Origin of the sequence: Nonomuraea soli, from assembly GCF_013761175.1 — a bacterium.
Taxonomy (GTDB): Bacteria; Actinomycetota; Actinomycetes; order Streptosporangiales; family Streptosporangiaceae; genus Nonomuraea; species Nonomuraea soli.
On the sequence record NZ_JACDUR010000004.1, the window covers coordinates 827590 to 850126 of the forward strand.

Consider the following 22537-nt stretch of genomic DNA (forward strand, 5'->3'; position numbering starts at 1 on the left):
GCTTCACCGTCGCGTCAGGGCCGCCAGCAAGGCTTCACCGTCGCGTCAGGGCCGACACCAGGTCGGTCCAGGCGCGATGCGGCCTGAACACCGGGTAGGGCACGGGTCTCAGCGTGGCCTCGGAGGTCCACACCACGTCCACCCCCGCGTCCGCGCGCACCTGACCCACCCGGGCCGCCCGCCACGTGTGCAGGTTCTCCTCGTCCACCCACACCATGCCCTCCGGCGCGCGCACGCTCTGGCCGCGCAGGGCGGCCGAGACCACGGACGGCTCGGCCGAGCCCGCCCGCAGCACCGCCTGCGACCACAGGTGCACCCCCGCGTAGGCGGCCTGCGCGGCGTCGGTGATGGCGGCCTCCGGTCCGAACCGGCGGCGGAACCGGTGCACGAAGGAGAGGTTGGCCGTGCCCGGCAGCTCCTGGAAGTAGGAGCGGGCGACGTAGGCGCCGGGCGGGGCGGCGGCGGGGTCGGCGGGCGGGAGCCAGAGCGTCGGCAGGCGTCGCGGGGTCTGGCCGAAGCGGGTGAGCTCGTGGAGGAACGACACCACGACGGGCCCGGCGATGCTGCACACGAGGGCCTGCGGACGGGACGTCATGATCTCGCGGACCAGCACCGGCAGGGTGGATGCGTCGGCGCCCAGGTAGGCCTCGCCGAGGACTCGCCCGCCCAGTTGCGTGAGCTGGTCGCGGGCGACGGCGTTGACCGCGCGCGAGGCCAGGTCGTCGGAGCCGACGAGGTAGACGTTGCGGCCGAGGTGCTGCTTGAGCCAGCGGATCGCGGGCTGGACGAGCTGGTTGGGCGTCGCGCCGACGTGGACGACGTTCGGGGAGCTCTCGAGGCCCTCGTAGGCGGCCGGGTGGACGAGCAGGCCGCGGTGTTTCTCGAAGAGCGGGGTCAGCTGCCTGCGGACGGGGGAGGCGTGGCCGCCGAAGACGACGCTGACCCGTTCCCCGGCGAGCAGTCGGGCGGCCTGGGCCACGGGCTCGGAGGCCGCGTCCAGGACGACGGGCCTGATCTCGCGCCCGCGCAGGCCCCCGGCGGCGTTGAGCTCCTCGATGGCCAGCAGCGCGCCGTCGTGCGCCGGGCGCTCCGGGCCGGACAGAACACCGGACAGGGGGTGCAGGATGCCGACCTTGATGGGGTCGCGGCGCAGGACCTCGGCCTGCGCGCACCCGGAGGCGAGGACCAGGACGGCCGCCAGGACGGCGCGCATCACACCTCCAGCGGGGGCATGCCGGTCCACGCCCTGATGAACGGCTCGGGAGAGACCGGCAGGTTGCGGTCGAAGGGCCCGTCGAGCGCGGAGACGATGTACAGCGAGAGCATCAGCACCCCGGCGAGCACCCCGATGAGCAGCAGGTGCAGCCCCCTGCTGCGGACCACGAACAGGCTGCCGGTCGCGAGCTTGGCGGAGGCGCCGATGTACAACATCACCCACACGAGGCCGGGAACCCGGTCACCGGCGGCGAGCATGCGCTGGCGGCGGCTGTCGGTGAGCTCGTTCAGCTTGGTCAGCGACTGGCTGTACAGGGGGCTGGCCCGCTCACGGTCCTCCATGTCGGTGTAGGCGCTCCAGATCTCCACGAGCGTGGCGTCGGCGCGCTCACTGGAGCGGCCGAAGGCCATGAGGGGCCACTCCTCCTGGACGACGAGCCGCAGGTAGCTGCGGGCCGCGCCCTGGACCTGGCGCTGGACCGGCGCGGAGAAGCCGCGTGACATGCGTCCGAGCATGACGACGGCGTTGCTCTCCCTGACGATCGTGGCCTGCGTCTGGGTGTAGCCCTGCCACACCACCATGATCGCCGAGCCGACCAGGATGGCGTAGACGGAGCCGACGATGGCGAAGGTGCCGTTGATGACGTCGTTGTCACCGCGCGAGAGACCGTCGAGCGGGAAGGCCCTGCGCAGCAGGGTGAGGGCGAAGCGGGCGAACAGCAGGGCCAGCGTGACGACGGCGACCGCGTCGGCCCAGGCCGGCAGCGTGCTGTGGCGCAGCAGGAGGATGAAGGCGATCTGGGTGAGCAGGGCGCCGAGCAGGGCCTGCCAGCGTTTCAGACCCTGACCTCGTAGGCCGCCCCGTCGATGATCAGCATCTGCCTCTGCTCCCGTGGAGGAGGGCGGCGCCCCGTCGGGGGTTCCAGCCTGACCCGATCGTGTCCCGTCTGGCTCACCCTGACCGCCGCCAGATCGACCACGATGTCGGGCGTGGTAAACGTGCCGGTCAGACATGCTCGCACCTCCTCGGCACGCACCTCACCCGGGGCGTCGTCCGGCTTGCTGATCGTGGACGTGCCGTCCCTGAGCAGTTCCACCACCAGCGGGGTAGGGCTCTCCGCGAGCACGAGCCCGGCGGCGGCCGCACCCGCCAGCTCCTGAAGCCGGCCAGGACGCCAGCCGTAGTGCCAGATGCCCGCCGCGGCCGGCGCCGCCTCCTCGACCGGGCCGGTGACGACGACGTCCATGCGGCGTGTCAGCGCCTCGGCCAGCGGCCGGGCGCGGGCCGGGCCGTCGCTGACGTAGGCGGCGCGGCCGCCGATGCGCTTGACCGTCTCGGCACACCTGGCCCGGGGCGTGCCCGCCGCGTCGACGAGCAGCCTGACCCGCGCCGCCAGGCACGCGGCGAGCAGTTCCATCGACAGGACGGACCACTCCGCGGCCAGCACGTCGACGGAGGCGAAGCCGGCCCAGCCCTTGAAGCAGCCGATCCTCAGCACACGGAGTAATGTGATCAGTTACTAACCGTCATAAACCCTGGTCAAGAAATTTCCTCATCTTGCACGCGCCCGCAAAGAGAAGCGGCCGCCCCCGGAATCCGGGGACGGCCGCCGCGCGGGAGGACCTTTAGTTGAAGAGCACCCTCAGGGAGAAGGTGGTGGTGTCGCCGTCCTGCGCGCTGGAGATGCCGACCGCCCTGAGCGCCGCCGCGTTGGCCTTGTCGTCGCCCTCCAGGGAGGAGAGGTAGAACTTCTCGATCTTGTCGAGGTCGACGAAGATGGCGTACGTGGCGTTGCCCGAGTCGGGGATGGCCGTCTTGAAGGTCTCGCTGTCGCCCAGCGTGCCCTCCTCGTTGAGCTTCTTGGCGTAGGCGTCGGTGGTGGCCACCGTGAACACGCCGTCACCCGAGACCTTGCCGAACTGGGGCACCTGCTGGCCGGAGTCGGTGAGCAGCTTCTGGATCTTGTCCAGCAGCGCCTGCGCCTTGGCCGGGTCGGTGGTCAGGCGGAGCCCGACGTTGGGCATCTCGCCGTCGAGGCCCTCGGAGTCGACGGCGACGGTGAGGTTCTTGCCGAGCAGGGTGGCCAGATCGCCGGGGATCTGGATACCGGCCTGCTGCTTGAACTGCTCGATCATCTGGGTCGCCGTCGGGTCGGCGGCGGTGATGGTCTTCTCGTAGGTGGACCAGAACTTGGTGACCATCTGGTCCAGGCCGGAGACGGAGATCGCGCCGGCGGTGCTGGCGGGCAGCTTGGACAGGTCGGCCGTGACCAGGTCGCCCTCGACGCCGCCGCTGTAGCCGCGGATCAGGCCGGTCAGCTCGGCGAAGGAGCTGTCGAAGCGCAGCGCGCCGACCAGGCGGGCGTTCTTGATCTGGTCGACCAGCGGCTGCTGCTCGGCCGGGATCTCGGCCTTGGCCAGGTCCATCAGCTTGCCGAAGTCGGCCCAGAAGGACAGGACGCCGTCGCCGTTGAGCGCGGTGAAGTCGTCGCTGAAGGCGGTGTTCTCGGCCAGCGTGGGCGCCGTGGCGTGCTTGTCGGCGTTGGCCTGGGTGTCGGTGATGATCGCGTAGCCGTCACGGAAGGCCAGGCCGTACTTGGCGTCCTTGCCGGCCAGCTTGGCGATGCCGGACTTGGCCGCGGCCTCGTCGGTCACCTGGACGGCCACCGCCACGCCGGGCTCCTCGCCGCCACTGGGCAGGACGGCGATGCCGAGCCGGTCGCCGAGCCACGGCTCGACGTCGGCGGCGTAGTTGACGCCCTTGAGGTCCTCGCTGTCCTTCTGGATCGCCTCGAAGAGCGACTTGCGAGGGTCGTCGCCGGAGAGCTTGCCCTTGGTGACGGTGAACTTCTGGGACAGGGCCAGGAGGGCGGCCTTCTGTCCCGCGTCGGGGTTGATGTCGAAGCGCACGTAGCCGATGGCGTTGCCGGGCAGCACGTCGTGGGGCTGGGTGCCGCCGCCGAGCAGGCCGGTCGCGCTCACGACCGCCCAGGCGCCACCACCGAGCAGCACCACGGCCAGCGCCGCGGCGATCGCCACGATCCAGCCCTTGCGGCCCTTCTTGCCGGGCTCGGGACCGCCGAACTGGAGGGACTCCTGGCCGGAGGAGGGCTGCCCAAACTGCGCCTGCTGGCCGTACTGCGGGGCCTGCTGCTGCCCGTACTGGGCCTGCTGCCCGTACTGCGGGGCCTGGCCGTACTGCTGCTGCTGACCATAGGAAGGCTGCTGGCCATAGGACGGCTGCTGCCCTTGAGGTGGCTGCTGGCCATACGACGGCTGCTGGCCATATGACGGCTGCTGCTGGCCGTACTGCGGAGCCTGCCCGTACTGCTGGCCCTGCCCGTACTGCGGGGCCTGGCCGTAAGCAGGCTGCTGTCCATACTGAGGCTGCTGCCCGTGCTGCTGCCCGGACTGCCCGTAAGGCTGCTGCGGGGGATAGGGCTGCTGCCCGCTCTGAAGCGGCATCGTGGGCGGGTTCTCGGGCTCCTGCCCCTGGTTCCAACGGTAGGCGACGGTGGGGTCGTACTCCGGTCCGTTGCCTGAGGGGGTGTTAGCAGACATCACTCAACTCACAAAGTGGACTTTTCGGCCAGATGTAAGCTAGCTGATGTTGGTTTATATGCGCTTGCAGAGCGCTATATGCGAGAAAGATCCTTTCTCGACGCCTTGATGTGCACCTCGCCCTCGCCGTACTCGCTGACGCTTTCCCAGGGCACGAAGATGCTGCGGGCGTAGACGATCTTCGCCAGCACATCCGAGAACCACCCGTTGCGCTCCCGGGTCAGGCCGTACAGCCAGGGCGCCCGGTTGGTCGAGACGACCAGGCCCATCAGTGCGGGGTTGGCGGCCTCCTTGTTCCTGACCAGGCGCACGTCCACGATGTGACCGACCAGCACTCCGTGCTGATCCCATACGCACTGCCCCATGAGCTCTGAAACCCCCGTCATGTGGCGAACTCTGTCACGTTTTCCCAGGTAGACAGGTGGATGACCCGATGCCGTAGAGTATGTCTTTACTAGAACATAATTCGGGAGTGGGTGCATGACGAAGTTCGACGAGGCGACGCAGGCCATCAGGGTCGACGAGACCACCTATGACGTCTGTCTCGACCCGGGCTACTCCATCGGTGGTCCGCTGAACGGCGGTTATCTCATGGCCGTGCTGCTGCGGGCCGTGGTGGACGCCTCGCCGCACGAGCATCCGGTGAGCACGACCACGCAGTTCCTCAAGGCGCCCACACCGGGGCCCGCCCGCGTGATCGTGCAGCAGCTGAAGGCGGGAAGGACGGCGGCCTTCACTAGGGCCACGCTGGTGAAGGACGACATCGCCCACCTGGAGGCCCTGGTGACCACGGCGACCCTGCCCGCCGAGCAGGACGTGGTCTACACCGGCGGTCCCGAGCACCTGATGCCGCCTCCTGACGACTGCGTCAGGCTGCCCGACCCCAAGCCGGAATCGGGCATGACGCTCAACGCCCAGATGGAGATGCGCTTCGACCCGCCGACGATCGGCTGGCTGAAGGGCGAGCCGACCGGCCGCCCCGAGGCGCGCGCCCACTTCCGCATGGCCGAGCCGCAGGATCCCGACCCGTTCGTCCTGGCCCTGGCCGTCGACGCCCTGCCGCCGGTGGTGTTCTCGGCCGGCCTGCGCGGCTGGGCGCCGACGGTGGACCTGACCTGGCACCTGCGCGCGCTTCCCGCCCCCGGCTGGCTGACCCTGCTGGGCGGCGGACGGCTGATCGCGGACGGCTGGTTCGACGAGGAGGTCGAGGTCTGGGACTCGGCGGGCAGGCTGGTCGCCCAGTCCCGCCAGCTCGCCAGGGTCGGCAGGGGCTGACCCCGTATCGGAGGGCGGCATGCCACAGTAACGCCCGATACGCACCGGGACACCCGGTGGTTGTGAGCATTCTTACGCTGACCAGCGGTGAAAGGTCGCCTACCCTCTGAGTCGTGCCAGATGCGAGCATCGGAGTCTTCGACAGCGGGGTGGGCGGCCTGACGGTCGCCAGGGCGATCATCGATCAGCTGCCTCACGAGTCCATCACCTACGTGGCCGACACGGCGCATCAGCCGTACGGCCCGAAGCGGATCGCCGAGCTGCGCGCCTACGCGCTCGAGGTGATGGACCACCTCGTCGAGTCGGGCGTCAAGATGCTCGTGATCGCCTGCAACAGCGCCAGCGCGGCCGTCCTGCGCGACGCGCGAGAGCGGTACGACGTGCCCGTCGTCGAAGTGATCCAGCCGGCCACCCGGCGTGCCGTACGGGCGACGAGGAACGGCAGGGTCGGCGTCATCGCCACCCGCGCCACCATCGCGTCGCTCGCCTACGACGACGCCTTCGCCGCCGCCCCCGACGTCCAGCTCACCGGCGTGGCCGCCCCGCGCCTGGTGGAGTTCGTCGAGCGCGGAGAGACGATGAGCGACGAACTCATCGACGTCGTGCGCGGCTACCTGGCGCCCGTCCAGGACGCCGGATGCGACACGCTCATCCTCGGCTGCACCCACTACCCGCTGCTCACCGGCGCGATCTCCTACGTCGCCGGCGACGGGCTCACGCTGGTCTCCAGCGCGGACGAGACGGCCAAGGACGTCTACCGCATCCTGCATGATCGCGGCCTGGCGGCCGGAAGCGACGCCACCCCCCGGCACCGTTTCCGCGCCACCGGCGATTCCGACCTCTTCGCCCAGCTAGGGCGACGATTCCTGGGCCCGGAGATCGTCGCGGTCGAATTCGCTCCTGTGGGGGGAAGTACTCCTAACGGGAGGATTCGATGAAGGTAACCATCGTCGGCTGCTCGGGCAGCTTCCCCGGCCCCGACAGCCCGGCATCCTGCTATCTCCTCGAAGCCGAGGGATTCCGGATGCTGCTCGACTTCGGCAGCGGCGCGCTCGGAGCACTCCAGCGCCATATCGGCCTCTACGACGTGGACGCCATCTGCCTGTCTCATCTCCATGCCGATCACTGCCTCGACCTGTGCGGCTACCACGTGGTCAGGACGTACGGCCCGGCCGCGCCCTACCCCCGCGTGCCCGTCTACGCGCCCGCCGACGCGCCGCGCCGCCTCGCCGACGCGTACGGCATGCCCGACGAGCCCGCCCTGGAGACCGCCTTCGACTTCCGCGTGCTGACGCCGGGCACGTTCGAGATCGGCCCGTTCACCGTCACCGCCGGCCTGGTCAACCACCCGGTCGAGGCGTACGGCTTCCGCGTCGCGCACGGCGGCCGCTCCATCGCCTACTCGGGCGACACCGGCCAGAGCGACGAGCTCGTACGGCTGGCCGACGGGGTCGACCTGCTGCTGTGCGAGGCGTCCTTCCTCGACCAGCCCGACCTGCCCACCGACCTGCACCTGTCGGGCAGGCAGGCGGCCGAGCACGCCGCCAAGGCCGGGGCGGGCAGGCTGGTCCTCACCCACCTGGTGCCCTGGCACGACACGGCCAGGGTGCTCGACGACGCCGCGCACGGTGGCTACGACGGCCCGATCGAGCTGGCCAGGAGCGGAGCGGTGTACGAGCTGGCCTGAGCCTCAGGAGTTGGCCTGGATCTGGTCGAAGTCGCGCACGTGCACCAGCGGCGACCACAGGATGGGCACCGCGGCCAGGACCTTGCCCGTCATCAGCACCCACAACGCGCCGCGCACGGTCAGGTGCGTGGCGAGCACGCCGCCGAGCAGGCCGCCCAGCGGGACCATGCCCCAGGTGATGAACTGGCTGGCGGCGTTGACGCGGCCCAGCAGGTTCGACGGGGTGACGTTCTGGCGGTAGGTCAGGGCGCCGATCGAGAACAGCGTCATGCCGAAGGTGATCATCGCCGACGTGATGATGTAGAAGCTGACCCGCCAGTCGGCCTCGGTCATCGGCAGCAGCAGGGCGAAGGGCGAGGTGACGATCAGCGGGAACCAGGTGATGCGGGCGGTGCCGTAGCGGTCGACCAGCCGTTTGCCCAGCAGGCCCGACAGCACGCCGCCGATGCCGCCGCCGACGAGCACCAGACCGATCACTCCGGGCGCGAGGTCGACCGTGTCGGCCAGGAAGATGACGCCCAGGGCGAGCACGCCGCTGACGCACAGCGTGGTGGCCGCGCTGACGATGATGTTGATGCGCATCACCGGCTCGCGCATCAGGAAGCTCAGGCCCTCGCCCACGTCCTTGACCAGGCCGCGGCTCTCGTGACGCTCGGGGCGCGGGTCGGGCGACTTGATGAGGGACAGGCTGATCGCCGAGCCCAGCGCCGAGATCGCCATCGCCATCATGGTCAGCGGGGCTCCCACGGCCTGGACGATCGCTCCGCCGATGGTGGGACCGATGCCGAAGCCCGCGCTGCGCACCATCTGGAGCTTGGAGTTGCCGTCGGGCAAGGATTCCTTGGCCACGAGGTCGGGGAGATAGGTCTGGTCGGCTACGTCGTTGAAGACCTGGGCGCATCCCAGGAGCAACGCGATGCCGTACATGATCGTCATATTGAGCAGACCGAGCGACCACAGCAGCGGGATCGCCGACAGCAACACGAACCGCGACGCGTCGCTGACCACCATGACGCGGCGGCGGCGCCACCGGTCGACCCAGACGCCAGAAGGCAGCCCGAGCACCAGGGTGGCCACGCTCTGCGCGGCGGCTAACAGTCCCACTTCGAGGGGGGAGGCGTTCAATGACAACACGGCGACGAGCGGCAGGGCCACCCTCGCCACGTTGGCTCCCGTCTCGTTCAATATGTGGGAGGTAAGGAAGAGGCGGAAATCGGGGTTCCGCAACACCCCCGTTGTCATTGCGTAAGGATCCCTGTTCGTAGGCAACGGGTCAAGTGCGATCTGTCAGGGGACTAGGCTGATCAGCATGTCTCGAACGGATGGGCGCACGCCCGATCAACTCCGCCCCATCACGATCACCCGTGACTGGCTGGCGCACGCCGAGGGCTCGGTGCTGGTCGAGTTCGGTGACACGAAGGTGCTCTGCGCGGCCTCGGTCCAGGACAACGTCCCGCGCTGGCGCAAGGGCAGCGGGCTCGGCTGGGTGACGGCCGAATACTCGATGCTGCCGCGCGCCACCAACACCCGCAACGACCGCGAGTCGGTCAAGGGCCGCATCGGCGGGCGCACCCACGAGATCTCCCGGCTGATCGGCCGTTCCCTGCGGCCCTGCCTCGACCTCAAGGCCCTGGGCGAGAACTCCATCGTGCTCGACTGCGACGTGCTCCAGGCCGACGGCGGCACCCGCACCGCCGCCATCACCGGCGCCTACGTCGCGCTGGCCGACGCGGTCGCGTGGATGCGCAAGCGCAAAATGTGCCCCGGCGACCCGCTGGTGGGCTCGGTCTCCGCGGTCTCGGTCGGCGTCATCGGCGGGGTGCCGATGCTCGACCTGTGCTACACCGAGGACGTCTCCGCCCACACCGATATGAACGTGGTCATGACCGGCTCCGGCGCCTTCGTCGAGGTGCAGGGCACCGCCGAAGGCGCGCCGTTCGACCGCGGCACCCTCGACCAGCTGCTCGACCTGGCCGTCTCCGGCTGCTCCCGGCTGGCGGAGCTGCAGCGGGAGGCGCTGGGCTCATGAGGATCGTGCTCGCCACCCGCAACGCCGGCAAGATCGCCGAGCTCCGGCGCATCCTCGACTTCGACATCGTGGGGCTGGAAGCCTTCCCCGAGATCGGCGACGTCAAGGAGACCGGGCTCACCTTCGCCGCGAACGCCCTGCTCAAGGCGCACGCCGTCGCCCAGCAGTCGGGCCTGCCGGCCGTCGCCGACGACTCCGGCCTCTGCGTCGACGCGCTCAACGGCATGCCGGGCATCTTCTCGGCCCGCTGGTCCGGCCGCCACGGCGACGACCAGGCCAACCTCGACCTGCTGCTGGCGCAGATCTCCGACGTCCCGGCCGAGCACCGCGGCGGCGCCTTCGTCTGCGCGGCCGCGCTCGCGCTTCCCGACGGCCAGGAGCGCGTGGTCGAGGGCGTGCTGCGCGGCACGGTCATCTCCGAGCCGCGCGGAAGCGGCGGCTTCGGCTACGACCCCGTCTTCGTGCCCGAGGGCTCCGAGCGCACCACGGCCGAGCTGACGGCCGCGGAGAAGGACGCCATCAGCCACCGGGGCCTCGCCTTCCGCGCGCTGGTCCCCGTGGTGCGCGAAGTCCTGACGTAACCGCGTCGTAAGATCCGGGCGGCCCTCTCAGGCGTAGTTTCTGAATGTGAACGACACTTCTGCCGTCCCCGCCTGGGCGGGCGCCGTGGCGGGCCTCGTCGCCGGGGCGGTCGGCCTGGGCGTGGCCCAGGTGCTGGCCGGATTCGTCAACCCGGCCTCCTTCCCCGTGGTGGCGGTGGGCGACGCCGTCGTCGACCTGTCGCCCGCCTGGCTGAAGGACTGGGCGATCAGCACCTTCGGCGAAAACGACAAGACCGTCCTGGTCGCCGGCGTCTTCGTCGTGCTCGCCCTGGCCGCCGCCGCGCTCGGTGTCCTGTCGCGGACCAGGCTCGCGTACGGCAGAGCCGGATTCGCCGCGCTCGGCGTCGTGGGAGCCTGGGCGGTGCTCACCCGCCCCTCCGCCGGGCCCTTCGACGTGCTGCCCGCGGCGGTGGGCATCCTGGCCACGGTCGGGGCACTCGGCTGGCTCCTGCGCCGCGCTGCCGCACCAGGCGAACCCGCCCTGTCCAGCCCGACCGACCAGGGCGTGTTCGACAGGCGCAGGTTCCTGACCGGCGCGGTCGGCGGCACTCTGGTGGCCGGCGCCGGCACCGCCCTGGGCCGCGCCTGGTCGGGCGGCTCGCAGGTGGAGCAGGCCAGGCAGGCCGTCCCGCTGCCACGGGCGGCCGCCCCCGCTTCCGCGCTCCCGGCGGGCGCCGACCTCAAGCTGCCCGGGTTGTCACCCTTCGTCACCCCGACCGCCGACTTCTACCGCGTCGACACCGCCCTGCTGCTGCCGCGCATCGAACCCGCCCAGTGGCGGCTGCGCATCCACGGGCTCGTCGACCGCCCGGTCGAGCTCTCCTACGACGACCTGCTCAAGCGCCCGCTCACCGAGGCAGACGTCACGCTCACCTGCGTCTCGAACGAGGTGGGCGGGCCCTACGCGGGCAACGCCCGGTGGCTCGGAGTGCCGATGGCCGCCATCCTCAAGGAGGTCGGCGTGCAGAAGGGCGCCGACATGCTGCTGTCGACCTCCCACGACGGCTGGACCTGCGGCACCCCGCTCGACGTGGTCACCGACGGCCGCGACGCCCTGTTCGCCGTCGCCATGAACGGCGAGGCGCTCCCGATCGGCCACGGCTTCCCGGTCCGGCAGGTCGTGCCGGGACTGTACGGATACGTGTCGGCCACCAAGTGGGTGGTCGACCTCAAGGTGACGAGGTTCGACGCCGACAAGGCCTACTGGTCGACACGCGGCTGGTCGGAGAAGGGGCCGATCAAGACCCAGTCGCGGATCGACCTGCCCAGGAACCGGGCGAACCTGGCCCCGGGCCGCACCACCATCGCCGGGGTGGCCTGGGCGCAGCACAAGGGCATCGACGCGGTGGAGGTCAGGGTCGACGGTGGTCCGTGGCGCCAGGCGCGGCTGGCCGAGGTGCCGGGGCCCGACACCTGGCGGCAGTGGGCGATCGACTGGGACGCCACGGCGGGCGAGCACACCATCGAGGTGCGCGCCACCGACAGCACCGGCTACACCCAGACCGAGCAGCGTGCGTCGCCCGCGCCCGACGGCGCCACCGGGTGGCACACCGTCACGGTTTCCGTGGATTGATCCGGGTACGGCACGTGGGAATCCCTCACGACTGCGCCAAGTCCCCGGTCGCGTGGTGGCCGCCACGCCTACCATCGGGGTCGTGTTTCGCGACCGCAGTCCCGTCGAGGGCGCCTACAACCCGGTGGTCGCCGACGGGGTGCGCTGGCTCGATTACGAGCGGGCCGCCGCGGGGGAGCAAGAGGGACGCCAGGGTGCTCAAGCGCAGGAGCGTGAACCGCTCGACTGGTTCGACCGCGCCGACCGGCCGCCGAGGTTGTCCGGCTGCCGGCCGTACGGGATGCCGGGGGGTCTGGCCAGGCCCGACCCGCAGGCCGAGCGGGATCTGGCCCGCGCGCTCCCGCCCGGCACCCGCTTCGCCGACCCGCGCAGCACGTGGGTGCGGCTGATCAACGCCGAAGGTCCGGCGGGCGACCCGTTCCGCGCGGGCAACGCCGCAGACTGCGCCCTGGCGGTGGTCTCCACCTGGCACGGCGAGCCCGCGGTGGCCGCGCCGAGACAGCCGGAGTACGACCGGGTGGGCAGGCCGCTGCTCACCGGCGAGACGGGCGCGGCCTCGCGCATGCAGACCTGGCTCGGGCAGCCGCTGGTCTCCGAAGGGCCGGGGCGGCAGGCCTGTGCGTCGATCTCCGGCCGCCTGCTGGAGGCCGGGCACGGGGCCTGCGCCGTCCTGGTCGGGCGGTGGTCGACGGGCGGCTCGCACGCCTGGAACGCCGTCAACCACCACGGTGAGGTGATCTGGATCGACGCGCAGCGCGGGCTGCCCGCCGTGGAACCCTGCTATCCGTCGGCGGCCGAGCTGTTCTGCGCGGTGCTCGACCGGCGGGGGCGGGCCGGATGAGGCTGGAGCAGGCCAGGGCCCTGGCCGAGGAGTACTTCAACGGCGTGCGCGACGAGGCCCTGCCGGTCGGCATCCATGCCTTCGACGGCGGTTACGTGGCCTGGACCCGCGACGACGGCGAACCCGGCGTCCTGCCCGAGACGATCGGCGCCGGATGCATCGTGATCGACCGCGCGACGGGCGAGGTGTCGATCCGGCCCCTGCTCGAACCCGAGACGGTGGCCGAGCACTGGCCGGGACCGACACTGCGCTAGCCGCGAGCTCAGCCCGAGGCCAGCGCGCCCACCACCGAGGCGCGGGCCGCGCGCCGCGCCGGCAGCAGCGAGGCGATCACCCCGGCCACGCCCGCGACGACGATCAGCAGCCCGACCTGCGTGTACGGCAGGACGAACGAGACGTTGTCGAGCAAGGACCGGACCGCGAGCCAGCCGAACGCCGTGCCGAGCCCGACGCCGATCAGCGCGCCCACGAGCCCGAGAACCAGGGCCTCGACCGAGAGCATGCCGCGCAGCTGCGGGCGGGTGAGGCCGAGCGCCCGCAGCAGCGCCGACTCCCTGGTGCGCTCGTGGACCGAGAGCGACAGCGTGTTGGCGATGCCGACCAGCGAGATGAGCACGGCCAGGCCGAGCAGCGCCGTGATGATCATCAGGGCCATGTCGAGCGAGTCCTCGAACTCGCCGCGCATGTCGGTGGTGCTCTGCACCAGGACCGCCGGGTAGGCCTCCAGCGCGTTGTCGAGAGCCTTGCGCGCCTGGTCGGGATCGGCCCCGGCCTTGACGTTGGCGGCGAGCATGGAGTCGCCGACCTTGCCGAAGTAGCCGTCGAAGGCTGCCGCCCCGACCACGATGCCAGGCAGCGGGGTGCCGTCGCCCAGCACGGCGACCACCTTCAGCGCGACCTTGCCCGACCGCTTCGTGGTGATCTCGACCTCGTCGCCGACCTTGAGCCCCTCGTCCTTGGCGAGGTACGCGGCGATCGCCGCCGTGCCGGGGGCCAGCTCCTTCATCGATCCGGACTCGACGGTGAACGGCAGGGGGCCCTCGAAGGCGCCCACCGTGCGCCTGCCCGCCTCGGCGGAGCGGATCTCGATGACGTCGGCCAGCTCGGGAGTCTCCCGCAGGGCCGCCGCCACGCTGCGCGGGATCCCGCCCTCGCCGGAGCGAGACTGCATCATGTAGTCGACGGGGAACTGCTGGTCGAGCTCGGCCCCGATGGACGCGCGGGACGACGCCGTGATCACCGAGATGAGCGTCATCAGCGTCACCCCGATCGTCAGCGCGATCGTCGTGGTCGCCGCCCGGCGCGGGTTGCGCGAGGAGTTGTCGACCGCCAGACGGCCGGGCACGCCGAACAGCCTGCGCGGAATCCAGCCGACCAGCGTCGACAGCGGCCTGACCAGGATCGGGCCGAGCACCAGGATCGCCAGGAAGATCAGCGAGCTGCCGGTCATGGCGACCACGAGCGTGGGCACCTCGCCGACCTTCATCGTCAGCGCGTACCCGGCCAGGCCCAGCCCGGCCAGCAGGAGCAGCCCGCCCGACAGCGTGCGCAGCAGGCCCGCCCTGAAGGTCTGCTCCTCCACCTGGCTGCGCAGCGCCGCGATGGGTGCCACCCGGGTGGCCGTGCGCGCCGGCAGCAGCGCGGCGCCGACCGTGACGACCAGGCCGAGGACCAGGCAGATCACGATGGTGGCCGGCTGCAGCGAGGCCGCCGCACCGGTGGGCAGGGGGGCGTCGAAGGCGTCGAGCACGGCCAGCGCGCCGCCGCCCAGGCCGTACCCGACGGCCAGGCCCATCAGCGAGGACAGCAGGCCGACCACGGCCGACTCCAGCAGGATCGAGCCGAAGACCTGGCCGCGCGTGGCACCGACGCAGCGCAGCAGCGCCAGCTCCCGGGTGCGCTGGGCGATGAGGATGTTGAAGGTGTTGTAGATGACCAGCGCGGCCACCATCATCGCCACCAGGCCGAACAGCAGCAGAGCCATGCCGATCTGCTCGGTGCCCATGCCCGCGCTCTCGGCCAGCCTGTCGGCCAGCTCGGCGCCGGTCTGCACCGTGTAGCCCTGGCTCTCGATGCGCTGCTTGAGCACCGCCGCGTCGGCGCCCTTGACGTCGATCTCGTGGAAGCCCTTCTCACCCGTCAGCTTCTGGACGGTGTCCAGGGTGTAGCCGACCCCGCCGAAGGCCGTGACCGCCTGGTCGATGCCGGGGTCGAAGATCCCGACCACGGCGAACTCGTGCCTGGCCTGCTCGGCGTCCAGGACGGTGATGGTGTCGCCGACCTTGAAGCCCTGGGCCCGTGCGGTGTTCTCGTCGACGATGGCCTGGTCGCCGGCGGCGGGCAGGGCGCCGGAGACGAGAGTGGTGCGGTTCAGGTCGCCGGTGGAGACCGACAGGGCCTGGGCGGGGTAGTCACCGGCCGCCCTGCCGTCCTTGCCGAGCAGCAGCGCCTCGCCGCCGGCCAGGCCCTGGGCGTCGGTGACGCCCTCGGTGTCCTTGACCCGCTTCAGGTCGGCGGCGGTGAGCCGCTTGTCCGGCCCGGCGATCACCGCGACGGTGACCTTCTCGGCGGAGGCGGTCACCCCCTGCTTGAAACCGGCCTCCAGGGTGTCGGTCAGCACGAACGTGCCCGCGATGAAGCCGACGCCCAGCGCGATCGCCAGGGCGGTGAGCACCAGGCGCAGCTTGTGCGCCCGCAGCCCGGCCATGGTCGTCTTCAGCACCTCACGCCTCCAGCTTCATCAGCGTGTCGAGCACACTCTGCGGCGTCGGCCGGAAGATCTCGGTGACCAGCGAGCCGTCACGCAGGAACACCACACGGTCGGCGTAGGAGGCGGCCAGCGGGTCGTGGGTGACCATGACGATGGTCTGGCCCAGCTCACGCACGCTGGTGCGCAGGAACGACAGCACCTCGGCGCCGCTGCGCGAGTCCAGGTTGCCGGTCGGCTCGTCGGCGAAGATCACCTGCGGCTTGCTGATGAGCGCACGCGCCACGGCCACACGCTGCTGCTGGCCACCCGAGAGTTCCGAGGGGCGGTGACTGAGACGGTCCTTCAGCCCCACCGTCTCCACGACCCTGTCGAACAGCACCTGGTCGGCCTGGCGCCCGGAGATGTCGAGCGGCAGGCGGATGTTCTGCTCGGCGTTCAGCGTCGGCAGCAGATTGAACGCCTGGAAGATGAAGCCGATGCGGTCGCGGCGCAGCAGGGTGAGCTGCTTGTCGCTCAGCCCCGTCAGCTCCACGTCACCGATGTGGACCGTACCGGCGGTGACCGTGTCGAGCCCGGCCAGGCAGTGCATCAGCGTGGACTTGCCGGACCCCGACGGGCCCATGATGGCGGTGAAGGCGCCCGTGTCGAAGGCCACGTTCACCTCGCGCAGGGCGTGCACTTCCGCATCGCCCCTGCCGTACACCTTGGACAGCCCCTTCGCGGTCACCGCTGTCGTGCTCACGTTCGTCATGTGACCCAAGGTAGAAGCGCATTTTGCCGCAACCATGGGACCGCAGGAGGGACTTGGCGTGCGCCTGGCGACTACCCGGGTCAGCCTTTCGGCCGAGGCGTGACCAGGCCGTGCTCGTAGGCGTAGACCACGACCTGGGCACGGTCGCGCAGGCCGAGCTTGGCCAGGATGCGGCCCAGGTGCGTCTTGACCGTCGCCTCCGCCACGTGCAGGATCGCCGCGATCTCCTGGTTCGACTGGCCGCGCGCCACCTCCAGCAGCACCTCGTGCTCGCGGGCCGTCAGCTCCTCCGTGACCTTCACGGGCGCGGGGGAGTGCGCGGCGAACTCGGCGAGCATGCGCCGCAGGGTGCTCGGCGCGACCACCGCGTCGCCGGCGTGCACGGTGCGGATCGCACTGACCAGGTCGTCAGGCGGCACGTCCTTGAGCAGGAAACCCGAGGCCCCGGCGCGGACCGCCGCGTAGGCGTACTCATCGAGGTCGAAAGTGGTCAGGATGAGCACCTTCGGGCCGGTGATCCTGGCCGTCGCGGCCACCCCGTCCATGCGGGGCATGCGCACGTCCATCAGCACCACGTCGACCTCGACGCTTCGCAGCAGGTCGAGGGCCTCCTGGCCGTCTCCGGCCTCGGCCACCACCTCGATGTCGGGCTGGGCGGCCAGCACCATGGAGAAGCCCATGCGCAACAACGCCTGGTCGTCGACCAGCATCACCCTGATCATGCCGCCTCCGTCATCGGGAGGCGGGCGCACACCTCGAAGCCGCCGCCCGGCCGCGGCCTGGCCGTGACCGCCCCGCCGTACATGGAAGCCCGCTCCCGCATGCCGACCAGGCCGTGACCGCCGCCACCGGCGGGCGCACCCGCCCCCCGGCCGTCGTCGGTGACCTTCACGATCACCTCAGGCCCCTGGTAGTCGAGCTCGACCAGCGCCTTGACACCCGGACCTCCGTGCTTGAGCGCGTTGGTGAGCGCCTCCTGGACGATGCGATAGATCGTCAGCTGCTCGCCCTCCGGCAGGCCGCGCGGCGTGCCCGCCACCCGCAGCTCCACCGGCAGCCCGGCACCCTTGACCAGGTCGGTGAGCTGGGCCAAGCCCGGCTGCGGCAGGTAGTCGGTGGCCGTCTCGTCCTGGCGCAGCACCCCCACCAGCCTGCGCATCTCCGCCAGCGCGTCGCGCCCGGTCTTCGAGATGGTCTGTACGGCACGGCGAGCCAGCTCGGGGTCGCGGTCGAGCGCGTAGGCGGCGCCGTCGGCCTGGACCACGATCACGCTGACGTTGTGCGCCACGACGTCGTGCAACTCGCGGGCGATGCGGGTGCGCTCGGCCGTCGCGGCGATCCTGGCCTGCTGGTCGCGCTCACGCTCGGCCCGCTCGGCCCGCTCCTCCAGGCCCTCCACGTAGCGGCGGCGCGTGCTGGAGTACAGCCCGGCCAGCCACACGGTGACCACGAGGATCGAGAAGCTGAAGAACTGGCTGAGGGTGACCGTGTCCCACTGCGACAACCCCAGGAACACCCCGAGCTCCGCGACCAGCATCGCCGCCAGCGCCCAGCGGAAGGTGTCGCGCAGTGCCATGGAGTAGAGCGCCACGATGACCGCGAAGTTCGCCGGCAGGATCGGGACGTGGGCCAGCCACTGGGCGAAGCAGAGCAGCGAGATGATCGTGAACACCAGCCGGTAGCGGTCGCGCCGCCAGACCAGCGGGGTGATGAGCACGGCCGTGAGGGCCAGGTACCCGAGCGCGCCGACGTAGGTGCCCGGCTGCGGGGCGAAGCCCTGCATCGCCGTGTACGACTCCAGGTACATCAGGCATACGAAGAGCAGCGGTGACAGCTTGATGGCATCGATCACCCTGCTGTGCCGCTTCGACCACGCGCGAACCCTGCCGAACACCTCTTCACGATATGGAGCCGTGAGGGTGGTCGGGTCCGCCTCCAGACGGAGAATGCGGTACGACTGCGGTCTTACGCGAGTTTTACCCCTCCTCCGGCATGCTCCTCTCAAGGGGAGTGAGTAAGGGGAAGATCGTGACGGCAGATCATGATCGCAATGTCGGGCCGCGCGGCGAAGAGGAAGCGCCGCGCGGCCCGGCTCCTTCCACGGAGCGACTGGCCTACGGCGAGTTACCGCCGGAGCCGCCCATCGTCTACGAGCCGCCCCCGCCGGCGGCCGTTCGTCGCCGCCCGTTGGCCTGGCGAGACTCCCGGCTGATCGGCGTGGGTGCGGCGGGCGTGGTGCTGGGGGCGGTGCTCGGCGGCTCGATGGTCGCGGCGCTGGGCGAGCGCGACGAACGCGGGCCGCTGAGGGTGCGGTGGCATCCACCGGCGGAGTGTTCCGTGGACGGCGTGCCGTGTGACGGGCCGATCGTCCGTCCGTTCAGGGACGGCCCGCCGGCGGAACCGCGGCCGGGCGAGTGACCCCAGGGGTGCGGGCGGGGGGACTTGAACCCCCACGGTTTTCACCACCAGAACCTAAATCTGGCGCGTCTGCCATTCCGCCACGCCCGCTACACCACGACGGGTGTTGCTAGCTTAGCGCCCTATCCGAGGCCGATTTTCTTCTTGAGCGACGCCACGTGCCCCGTCGCCTTCACGTTGTAGAGGGCCAGCTCCACCTTCCCGTCGCCGTCGAGCACGAAGGTGGAGCGGAGCACCCCCTCGATCTCCTTGCCGTACAGCTTCTTCAGCCCGAAGGCCCCGTAGGCCTTGTGCACCTCCAGCGAGGTGTCCGACAGCAGCGGGAAGGTCAGCGCGTCGCGCTCGACGAACTTGGCGAGCTTGGCGGGGGCGTCCTTCGACACGCCGAGCACGACGAAGCCCTCCGAGGTGAGCTGGGCCAGGTTGTCGCGGAAGTCGCAGGCCTGCTTGGTGCAGCCGGGCGTCATCGCCGCGGGGTAGAAGTAGAGGATGACCCGCTTGCCCCGGTAGTCGGAGAGGCTGACGCTGCTGCCGTCGGCGGCCGTCAGCGTGAATTCGGGCGCGGCGTCACCCGGTTCGAGTCTGGTATCGGTCATGCGGTTAACCTACCCGTGACGAGCTGACAGACTGATCACCCTGGGCGAGAGGAGAGTCATGGCCGAGACGACCGACCCCGATGAGCTGGAGGCGCGGATCGCCAAGACCCGGGCCGAGCTGGCGCACACCGTCGACGCCATCGCCGACCGGGTGAGCCCCAAGCGGGTCGCCGAGCGGAGCGTGGAGAGCGTCAAGGAGCGTGCCGGCGCGTTCGTGGCCTCGGTGGGCGACGCGCTGGGGGTGCGTCAGAAGCCGGTCCAGCTGGGTGAGGATCCCGACGGGTTGTGGGACGAAGAGCAGCCGAACCTGGCGCCGGTGCTGATCGGGGTGGGCGCGGTGCTGGTGGTGGGTGCGGCGATCGTGCTGCTGCGCCGCCGCAGGAAGCGTTAGCTCACAGGAAGGTCTGGCCCTCGCCGCGGTAGGTGGGGGCGCGCTCCACGATCTCCTCGCCGTCGACGAGGTGAAGCGTGTCGAAGCGCTCGCACAGCTCGCCCGACTTGGCGTGGCGGAACCATACGCGGTCGCCGATGGCCAGGTCCTGGGCGGGCTGGCCGATGAGCGGGGTCTGCACCTCCCCGGCACCCTCGTCGGGGGAGAAGCGCAGGCCGGCGGGCAGGTACGGCTGGGGCAGGCGGCTGGCGCCGGGGGAGCCCGAGGCGATGTAGCCGCCGCCGAGCACCGTGACGCAGTCGGGCCCGGGGCGGCGCACCACGGGCAGGGCGAAGAGCGCGGCGGGGCGGCCGGTGAAGCTGCGGTAGTGGTCGAACAGGCGCGGGTGGAACAGCCCGGAGCCGGCGGCGACCTCGGTGACGGCCTTCTCGCGTACGGTCTTCTCCACCGAGCCGGTGCCGCCGCCGTTGACGAACTCCAGGTCGGCGAAGTGGCGCACCGCGTTCACGATGCGGCCCCTGCGCAGGATGAGCTCGCGCTGCGACCGCGCCTGCATCACCCGGACGACCCGGGCGAAGGCGGCATTGCCCTGCGGGTTGTCGCCGACGCCCGCGATCTGGGCCTCGTAGGCGAGCAGGCCGACCAGGCGCAGGCCGGGGCGCTTGGCGATGTCGGCGGCCAGGTCGGCGGCCTCGTCGGGGGTGCGGACGGGGGAGCGCAGCGCGCCGGCGCGGAAGCGGCCGCCGAAGGCGAGGAAGCCCGCGTCGATGTCGAGGCAGATGCGGATCTCGTGCTTGGGGCCGAGCTCGGTGAGGAAGTCGAGGTGCTCGGCGCTGTCGATGGTGATCGCGATCTCGCGCGCCGCGCGGGGGTCCTCTGTCAGCCGCCGGAGGGCCGCTCTGTCGACGGTCGGGTAGGCCACGAGCACGTCGGTGAAGCCCTGTTCGACCAGCCACAACGCCTCGGGCAGGGTGAAGGCCATGATGCCCTGGAAACCTTCGGTGGCCAGCACCCGTTCGAGGACGGCGCGGGAGCGGATGGACTTGCTCGCCACCCTGATCGGCTTGCCCGCCGCGCGCCGTACGAGGTCCGCCGCGTTGGCTCGCAGGGCCGCGAGGTCGACGATCGCGAACGGCGGCTCGAGAGCGGCGGTGGCACGGTCGTAGCGCTGGCGGTCATCCATACGAGCAGCGTAACGACATATGGGGCAAATGAATATGAGTTGGATTCATGTCTGGTAATGATCAGGGAAACCGGCGGCGGGTGCGGGCGCGTGGCGACAGCCGCCGGGTGTAGCTCTGATCGGTGTGACCTCCACACTCCAGGACAGACTCCTCGGCACGGGCACAGCGGGTGAAGCTCCGCGCCGCAGGTCCACCCGGGCACTGCGGCCCGCGCGCACCCCCGCCGGAGTGGCGCTCGCCACCCTCCTGACCGTCTCGCTGAGCCTGCTCGCCGTCGAGCTGATCTGCGCGCTCATGGGCTCCCCGCTCGGCCTGCTGCCGCTGGACGAGCTCATCGAACTGGGCGGCAGGCACGTGTGGGCGGAGCTGTCCGTCGCCGGGCTCGTGCTCGCCGCGATCGGGATGGGGATGCTGCTGCTGGCCGCGCTGCCCGGCCGCACCAGGCTCGCTCCGCTGGAGACCGCCGACCCGCTGATCGTCATCGGCATCACCCGCTCGGGGCTGCGCCGCAGCCTGCGCGACGTCGCACAGCAGGTCGACGGGGTCACCAAGGCGCGCGTGCAGCTGCGGCGGCGCACGATCGAGGTCACCGTGATCACCCGGGAGGACTGCCCGGGATCCCTGCTGCGCCAGGTCGGCACGGCGGTGGGCGACAGGCTGGCGGCGCTGGGCGCGCTGTGCGGCGGCGAGGTCGTCGTACGGCTGCGCAGGAGGGGGATCTGATGCGGCAGTATTCGGGCAACCGGATCGGGCTGACGGTCGTCGGCTTCGTCCTGCTGCTGTCCGGCGGGTTCGTCTGGCTGCGCGGCACCCACCTGGCGCCCAAGACCAAGGTGGTGCCGCCGCGCCTGGCCGACAGCGTGGCCGACCAGCCGTGGATGTTGTGGCTCGTCGCGCTGCTCCTGGTCTTCCTGACGCTCGTGTGCCTGCGCTGGCTGCTGCTGTCACTCGGATGGGGCCGGGTCGGGCAGCGGACCGAGACCGGGGCGGCGATGCTCACCGTGGGGCTGAAGGACCTCGACGGGGTGAGCGCCACCTCCGTGCGGGTGGTGGGGGACGGCGAGCGGCTGCGGGTCGGGATCACCTGCCGGGCCTCGGCGGACCTGGGCGCCGTGGTGGGCAAGCTCGACCGCGAGCTGGTGGGGAAGATCCGTCGCGAGGTGTGCGACAACGAGCTCGGCACGCTCGTGCGGGTGCACGTCCGCAAGTAGGGGCGGTTCTGCCTTTTCGCGGACTTATGCGGGTGGCGAACTCGGTGGATCGGCGAGATCGGCCGAGCGTAGCCTGCGAGTCATGAAGGTCGTCGAACTGCCCGATGGGGCGCGGGTGCGCGGGCGCGGCCTGCGCCGATCCGACGGTGCGGCCGAGCCCGTCGACTACGGCCTCTACCTGGCCCCCTTCGAGCCCGCCTGGGAGCACTCCTACCTGCGCTGGCCCGACTTCTGGGTGCCGAGCGACCCCGACAGGGCCGTGGCGCTCATCCGCGACCTGCACGCCCGCGCGCTCGCCGGGCAGCGGGTGGAGGTGGCCTGCGGCGGAGGGATCGGCCGCACCGGCACGGTGATCGCGTGCCTGGCCGTCCTGTCGGGGATCCCGCGAGCCGACGCGGTGGCCTGGACGCGCGCCCACTACCACCGGCGGGCCGTCGAGACGCCTTGGCAGCGGCGATGGATCGCGCGGGTCACCTGAAGCTCTGATATCTCT

General features: G+C 71.0%; 25 protein-coding genes and 1 tRNA gene. 13 read left to right on the top strand and 13 right to left on the bottom strand.

The genetic code is table 11. The features are described 5' to 3' along the window. Positions 1-34: 34 nt before the first annotated feature. From HNR30_RS22335 to HNR30_RS22350, 5 genes are all read right to left on the bottom strand, one after another. A complete protein-coding gene (locus HNR30_RS22335; protein WP_181611855.1) occupies positions 35-1213 on the bottom strand; it encodes a transporter substrate-binding protein in 1179 nt (392 codons plus the stop codon). Beyond that, on the bottom strand, positions 1213-2055 hold the full coding sequence (locus HNR30_RS50765) for a bestrophin-like domain (protein ID WP_281389796.1): 843 nt from the start codon (positions 2053-2055) through the stop codon (positions 1213-1215). The genes HNR30_RS22335 and HNR30_RS50765 overlap by 1 nt, the downstream gene beginning before the upstream one ends. After that, positions 2052-2714 (bottom strand): acyclic terpene utilization AtuA family protein, encoded by a 663-nt coding sequence (locus tag HNR30_RS22340; protein ID WP_181611858.1) that lies wholly within the window; start codon positions 2712-2714, stop codon positions 2052-2054. Before HNR30_RS22340 ends, HNR30_RS50765 begins: the two co-directional genes overlap by 4 nt. 127 nt (positions 2715-2841) lie before the next feature. Next, positions 2842-4776: a DUF3352 domain-containing protein gene (locus tag HNR30_RS22345; protein ID WP_246378904.1), complete on the bottom strand. Its 1935-nt coding sequence runs from the start codon at positions 4774-4776 to the stop codon at positions 2842-2844. Positions 4777-4850: 74 nt separating this feature from the next. After that, positions 4851-5162 (bottom strand): hypothetical protein, encoded by a 312-nt coding sequence (locus HNR30_RS22350; protein WP_181611860.1) that lies wholly within the window; start codon positions 5160-5162, stop codon positions 4851-4853. Between the two features lie 94 nt (positions 5163-5256). Between HNR30_RS22350 and HNR30_RS22355 the strand changes: the two genes are divergently transcribed. The 3 genes from HNR30_RS22355 to HNR30_RS22365 all read left to right on the top strand — a co-directional run bounded on the left by HNR30_RS22355 (position 5257) and on the right by HNR30_RS22365 (position 7738). Further along, positions 5257-6051 (top strand): thioesterase family protein, encoded by a 795-nt coding sequence (locus HNR30_RS22355; protein ID WP_181611863.1) that lies wholly within the window; start codon positions 5257-5259, stop codon positions 6049-6051. A 113-nt stretch (positions 6052-6164) separates the two neighbouring features. Then, the gene (gene murI / locus HNR30_RS22360; protein ID WP_181611865.1) at positions 6165-6989 is read left to right on the top strand and encodes a glutamate racemase; all 825 of its coding nucleotides are present in this window, start codon (positions 6165-6167) and stop codon (positions 6987-6989) included. Beyond that, positions 6986-7738, top strand: a complete 753-nt coding sequence (locus HNR30_RS22365; protein ID WP_181611867.1) for an MBL fold metallo-hydrolase — start codon at positions 6986-6988, stop codon at positions 7736-7738. The genes murI and HNR30_RS22365 overlap by 4 nt, the downstream gene beginning before the upstream one ends. 3 nt (positions 7739-7741) lie before the next feature. Here HNR30_RS22365 and HNR30_RS22370 read toward each other — a convergent pair whose 3' ends face one another. After that, entirely contained in the window at positions 7742-8980 is a 1239-nt protein-coding gene (locus tag HNR30_RS22370; protein WP_181611869.1) for an MFS transporter, read from the bottom strand. Positions 8981-9047: 67 nt separating this feature from the next. On the opposite strand from HNR30_RS22370, the gene rph reads away from it, so the two are divergent. From rph to HNR30_RS22395, 5 genes are all read left to right on the top strand, one after another. Continuing rightward, positions 9048-9767, top strand: a complete 720-nt coding sequence (gene rph, locus HNR30_RS22375) for a ribonuclease PH (RefSeq protein WP_181611871.1) — start codon at positions 9048-9050, stop codon at positions 9765-9767. After that, on the top strand, positions 9764-10348 hold the full coding sequence (gene rdgB, locus HNR30_RS22380; protein ID WP_181611873.1) for an RdgB/HAM1 family non-canonical purine NTP pyrophosphatase: 585 nt from the start codon (positions 9764-9766) through the stop codon (positions 10346-10348). Before rph ends, rdgB begins: the two co-directional genes overlap by 4 nt. A 46-nt stretch (positions 10349-10394) precedes the next feature. Then, positions 10395-11942, top strand: coding sequence for a molybdopterin-dependent oxidoreductase (locus HNR30_RS22385; RefSeq protein WP_181611876.1), 1548 nt, complete (start codon positions 10395-10397; stop codon positions 11940-11942). 82 nt (positions 11943-12024) lie between these two features. Then, a complete protein-coding gene (locus HNR30_RS22390; RefSeq protein ID WP_312894559.1) occupies positions 12025-12783 on the top strand; it encodes a toxin glutamine deamidase domain-containing protein in 759 nt (252 codons plus the stop codon). Beyond that, positions 12780-13037, top strand: a complete 258-nt coding sequence (locus tag HNR30_RS22395) for an SUKH-4 family immunity protein (protein ID WP_181611879.1) — start codon at positions 12780-12782, stop codon at positions 13035-13037. The genes HNR30_RS22390 and HNR30_RS22395 overlap by 4 nt, the downstream gene beginning before the upstream one ends. An 8-nt stretch (positions 13038-13045) precedes the next feature. Here the strand turns inward: HNR30_RS22395 and HNR30_RS22400 are convergent, their stop codons facing one another. The 4 genes from HNR30_RS22400 to HNR30_RS22415 all read right to left on the bottom strand — a co-directional run bounded on the left by HNR30_RS22400 (position 13046) and on the right by HNR30_RS22415 (position 18138). Next, positions 13046-15505 (bottom strand): ABC transporter permease, encoded by a 2460-nt coding sequence (locus HNR30_RS22400; protein WP_181611881.1) that lies wholly within the window; start codon positions 15503-15505, stop codon positions 13046-13048. 1 nt (position 15506) lies between these two features. After that, the gene (locus HNR30_RS22405; protein ID WP_181611884.1) at positions 15507-16244 is read right to left on the bottom strand and encodes an ABC transporter ATP-binding protein; all 738 of its coding nucleotides are present in this window, start codon (positions 16242-16244) and stop codon (positions 15507-15509) included. Between the two features lie 80 nt (positions 16245-16324). Then, positions 16325-16966 carry a response regulator transcription factor gene (locus tag HNR30_RS22410; protein ID WP_181611886.1) on the bottom strand — a complete coding sequence of 214 codons (642 nt, stop codon included), beginning with the start codon at positions 16964-16966 and terminating at the stop codon, positions 16325-16327. Next, complete coding sequence (locus tag HNR30_RS22415) at positions 16963-18138, bottom strand: sensor histidine kinase (RefSeq protein WP_181611889.1); 1176 nt, start codon at positions 18136-18138, stop codon at positions 16963-16965. Before HNR30_RS22415 ends, HNR30_RS22410 begins: the two co-directional genes overlap by 4 nt. 134 nt (positions 18139-18272) lie before the next feature. Between HNR30_RS22415 and HNR30_RS22420 the strand changes: the two genes are divergently transcribed. Continuing rightward, the gene (locus tag HNR30_RS22420; protein WP_181611891.1) at positions 18273-18662 is read left to right on the top strand and encodes a hypothetical protein; all 390 of its coding nucleotides are present in this window, start codon (positions 18273-18275) and stop codon (positions 18660-18662) included. A gap of 9 nt (positions 18663-18671) precedes the next feature. Here the strand turns inward: HNR30_RS22420 and HNR30_RS22425 are convergent. Beyond that, positions 18672-18752, bottom strand: a tRNA-Leu gene (locus HNR30_RS22425). A gap of 32 nt (positions 18753-18784) precedes the next feature. Further along, positions 18785-19258, bottom strand: a complete 474-nt coding sequence (gene bcp / locus HNR30_RS22430) for a thioredoxin-dependent thiol peroxidase (protein WP_181611895.1) — start codon at positions 19256-19258, stop codon at positions 18785-18787. A gap of 58 nt (positions 19259-19316) precedes the next feature. Here bcp and HNR30_RS22435 point away from each other — a divergent pair, with 58 nt between their 5' ends. Continuing rightward, positions 19317-19649 (top strand): DUF3618 domain-containing protein, encoded by a 333-nt coding sequence (locus tag HNR30_RS22435; protein ID WP_181611897.1) that lies wholly within the window; start codon positions 19317-19319, stop codon positions 19647-19649. A gap of 1 nt (position 19650) precedes the next feature. Here HNR30_RS22435 and HNR30_RS22440 read toward each other — a convergent pair whose 3' ends face one another. Further along, positions 19651-20832 (bottom strand): amino acid deaminase/aldolase, encoded by a 1182-nt coding sequence (locus HNR30_RS22440; RefSeq protein ID WP_181611899.1) that lies wholly within the window; start codon positions 20830-20832, stop codon positions 19651-19653. Between the two features lie 124 nt (positions 20833-20956). Between HNR30_RS22440 and HNR30_RS50240 the strand changes: the two genes are divergently transcribed. From HNR30_RS50240 to HNR30_RS22455, 3 genes are all read left to right on the top strand, one after another. Next, entirely contained in the window at positions 20957-21556 is a 600-nt protein-coding gene (locus tag HNR30_RS50240) for a DUF6286 domain-containing protein (protein WP_181611901.1), read from the top strand. Continuing rightward, positions 21556-22044, top strand: coding sequence for an Asp23/Gls24 family envelope stress response protein (locus tag HNR30_RS22450; protein ID WP_181611902.1), 489 nt, complete (start codon positions 21556-21558; stop codon positions 22042-22044). Before HNR30_RS50240 ends, HNR30_RS22450 begins: the two co-directional genes overlap by 1 nt. A gap of 82 nt (positions 22045-22126) precedes the next feature. Next, positions 22127-22522, top strand: a complete 396-nt coding sequence (locus tag HNR30_RS22455; RefSeq protein ID WP_181611904.1) for a protein-tyrosine phosphatase family protein — start codon at positions 22127-22129, stop codon at positions 22520-22522. Positions 22523-22537: the final 15 nt, after the last annotated feature.

What these genes read in the sequence shown, in the direction of transcription:
- rph (WP_181611871.1), top strand. Translation starts at nt 9,048, where the DNA reads ATGTCTCGAACGGATGGGCGCACGCCCGATCAACTCCGCCCCATCACG.
- HNR30_RS22350 (WP_181611860.1), bottom strand. Translation starts at nt 5,162, where the DNA reads ATGACGGGGGTTTCAGAGCTCATGGGGCAGTGCGTATGGGATCAGCAC.
- rdgB (WP_181611873.1), top strand. Translation starts at nt 9,764, where the DNA reads ATGAGGATCGTGCTCGCCACCCGCAACGCCGGCAAGATCGCCGAGCTC.
- HNR30_RS22450 (WP_181611902.1), top strand. Translation starts at nt 21,556, where the DNA reads ATGCGGCAGTATTCGGGCAACCGGATCGGGCTGACGGTCGTCGGCTTC.
- HNR30_RS22345 (WP_246378904.1), bottom strand. Translation starts at nt 4,776, where the DNA reads ATGTCTGCTAACACCCCCTCAGGCAACGGACCGGAGTACGACCCCACC.
- HNR30_RS22365 (WP_181611867.1), top strand. Translation starts at nt 6,986, where the DNA reads ATGAAGGTAACCATCGTCGGCTGCTCGGGCAGCTTCCCCGGCCCCGAC.
- HNR30_RS22370 (WP_181611869.1), bottom strand. Translation starts at nt 8,980, where the DNA reads ATGACAACGGGGGTGTTGCGGAACCCCGATTTCCGCCTCTTCCTTACC.
- HNR30_RS22435 (WP_181611897.1), top strand. Translation starts at nt 19,317, where the DNA reads ATGGCCGAGACGACCGACCCCGATGAGCTGGAGGCGCGGATCGCCAAG.
- bcp (WP_181611895.1), bottom strand. Translation starts at nt 19,258, where the DNA reads ATGACCGATACCAGACTCGAACCGGGTGACGCCGCGCCCGAATTCACG.
- HNR30_RS22405 (WP_181611884.1), bottom strand. Translation starts at nt 16,244, where the DNA reads ATGACGAACGTGAGCACGACAGCGGTGACCGCGAAGGGGCTGTCCAAG.
- HNR30_RS22395 (WP_181611879.1), top strand. Translation starts at nt 12,780, where the DNA reads ATGAGGCTGGAGCAGGCCAGGGCCCTGGCCGAGGAGTACTTCAACGGC.
- HNR30_RS22440 (WP_181611899.1), bottom strand. Translation starts at nt 20,832, where the DNA reads ATGGATGACCGCCAGCGCTACGACCGTGCCACCGCCGCTCTCGAGCCG.
- HNR30_RS22410 (WP_181611886.1), bottom strand. Translation starts at nt 16,966, where the DNA reads ATGATCAGGGTGATGCTGGTCGACGACCAGGCGTTGTTGCGCATGGGC.
- HNR30_RS22355 (WP_181611863.1), top strand. Translation starts at nt 5,257, where the DNA reads ATGACGAAGTTCGACGAGGCGACGCAGGCCATCAGGGTCGACGAGACC.
- HNR30_RS22335 (WP_181611855.1), bottom strand. Translation starts at nt 1,213, where the DNA reads ATGCGCGCCGTCCTGGCGGCCGTCCTGGTCCTCGCCTCCGGGTGCGCG.
- HNR30_RS22455 (WP_181611904.1), top strand. Translation starts at nt 22,127, where the DNA reads ATGAAGGTCGTCGAACTGCCCGATGGGGCGCGGGTGCGCGGGCGCGGC.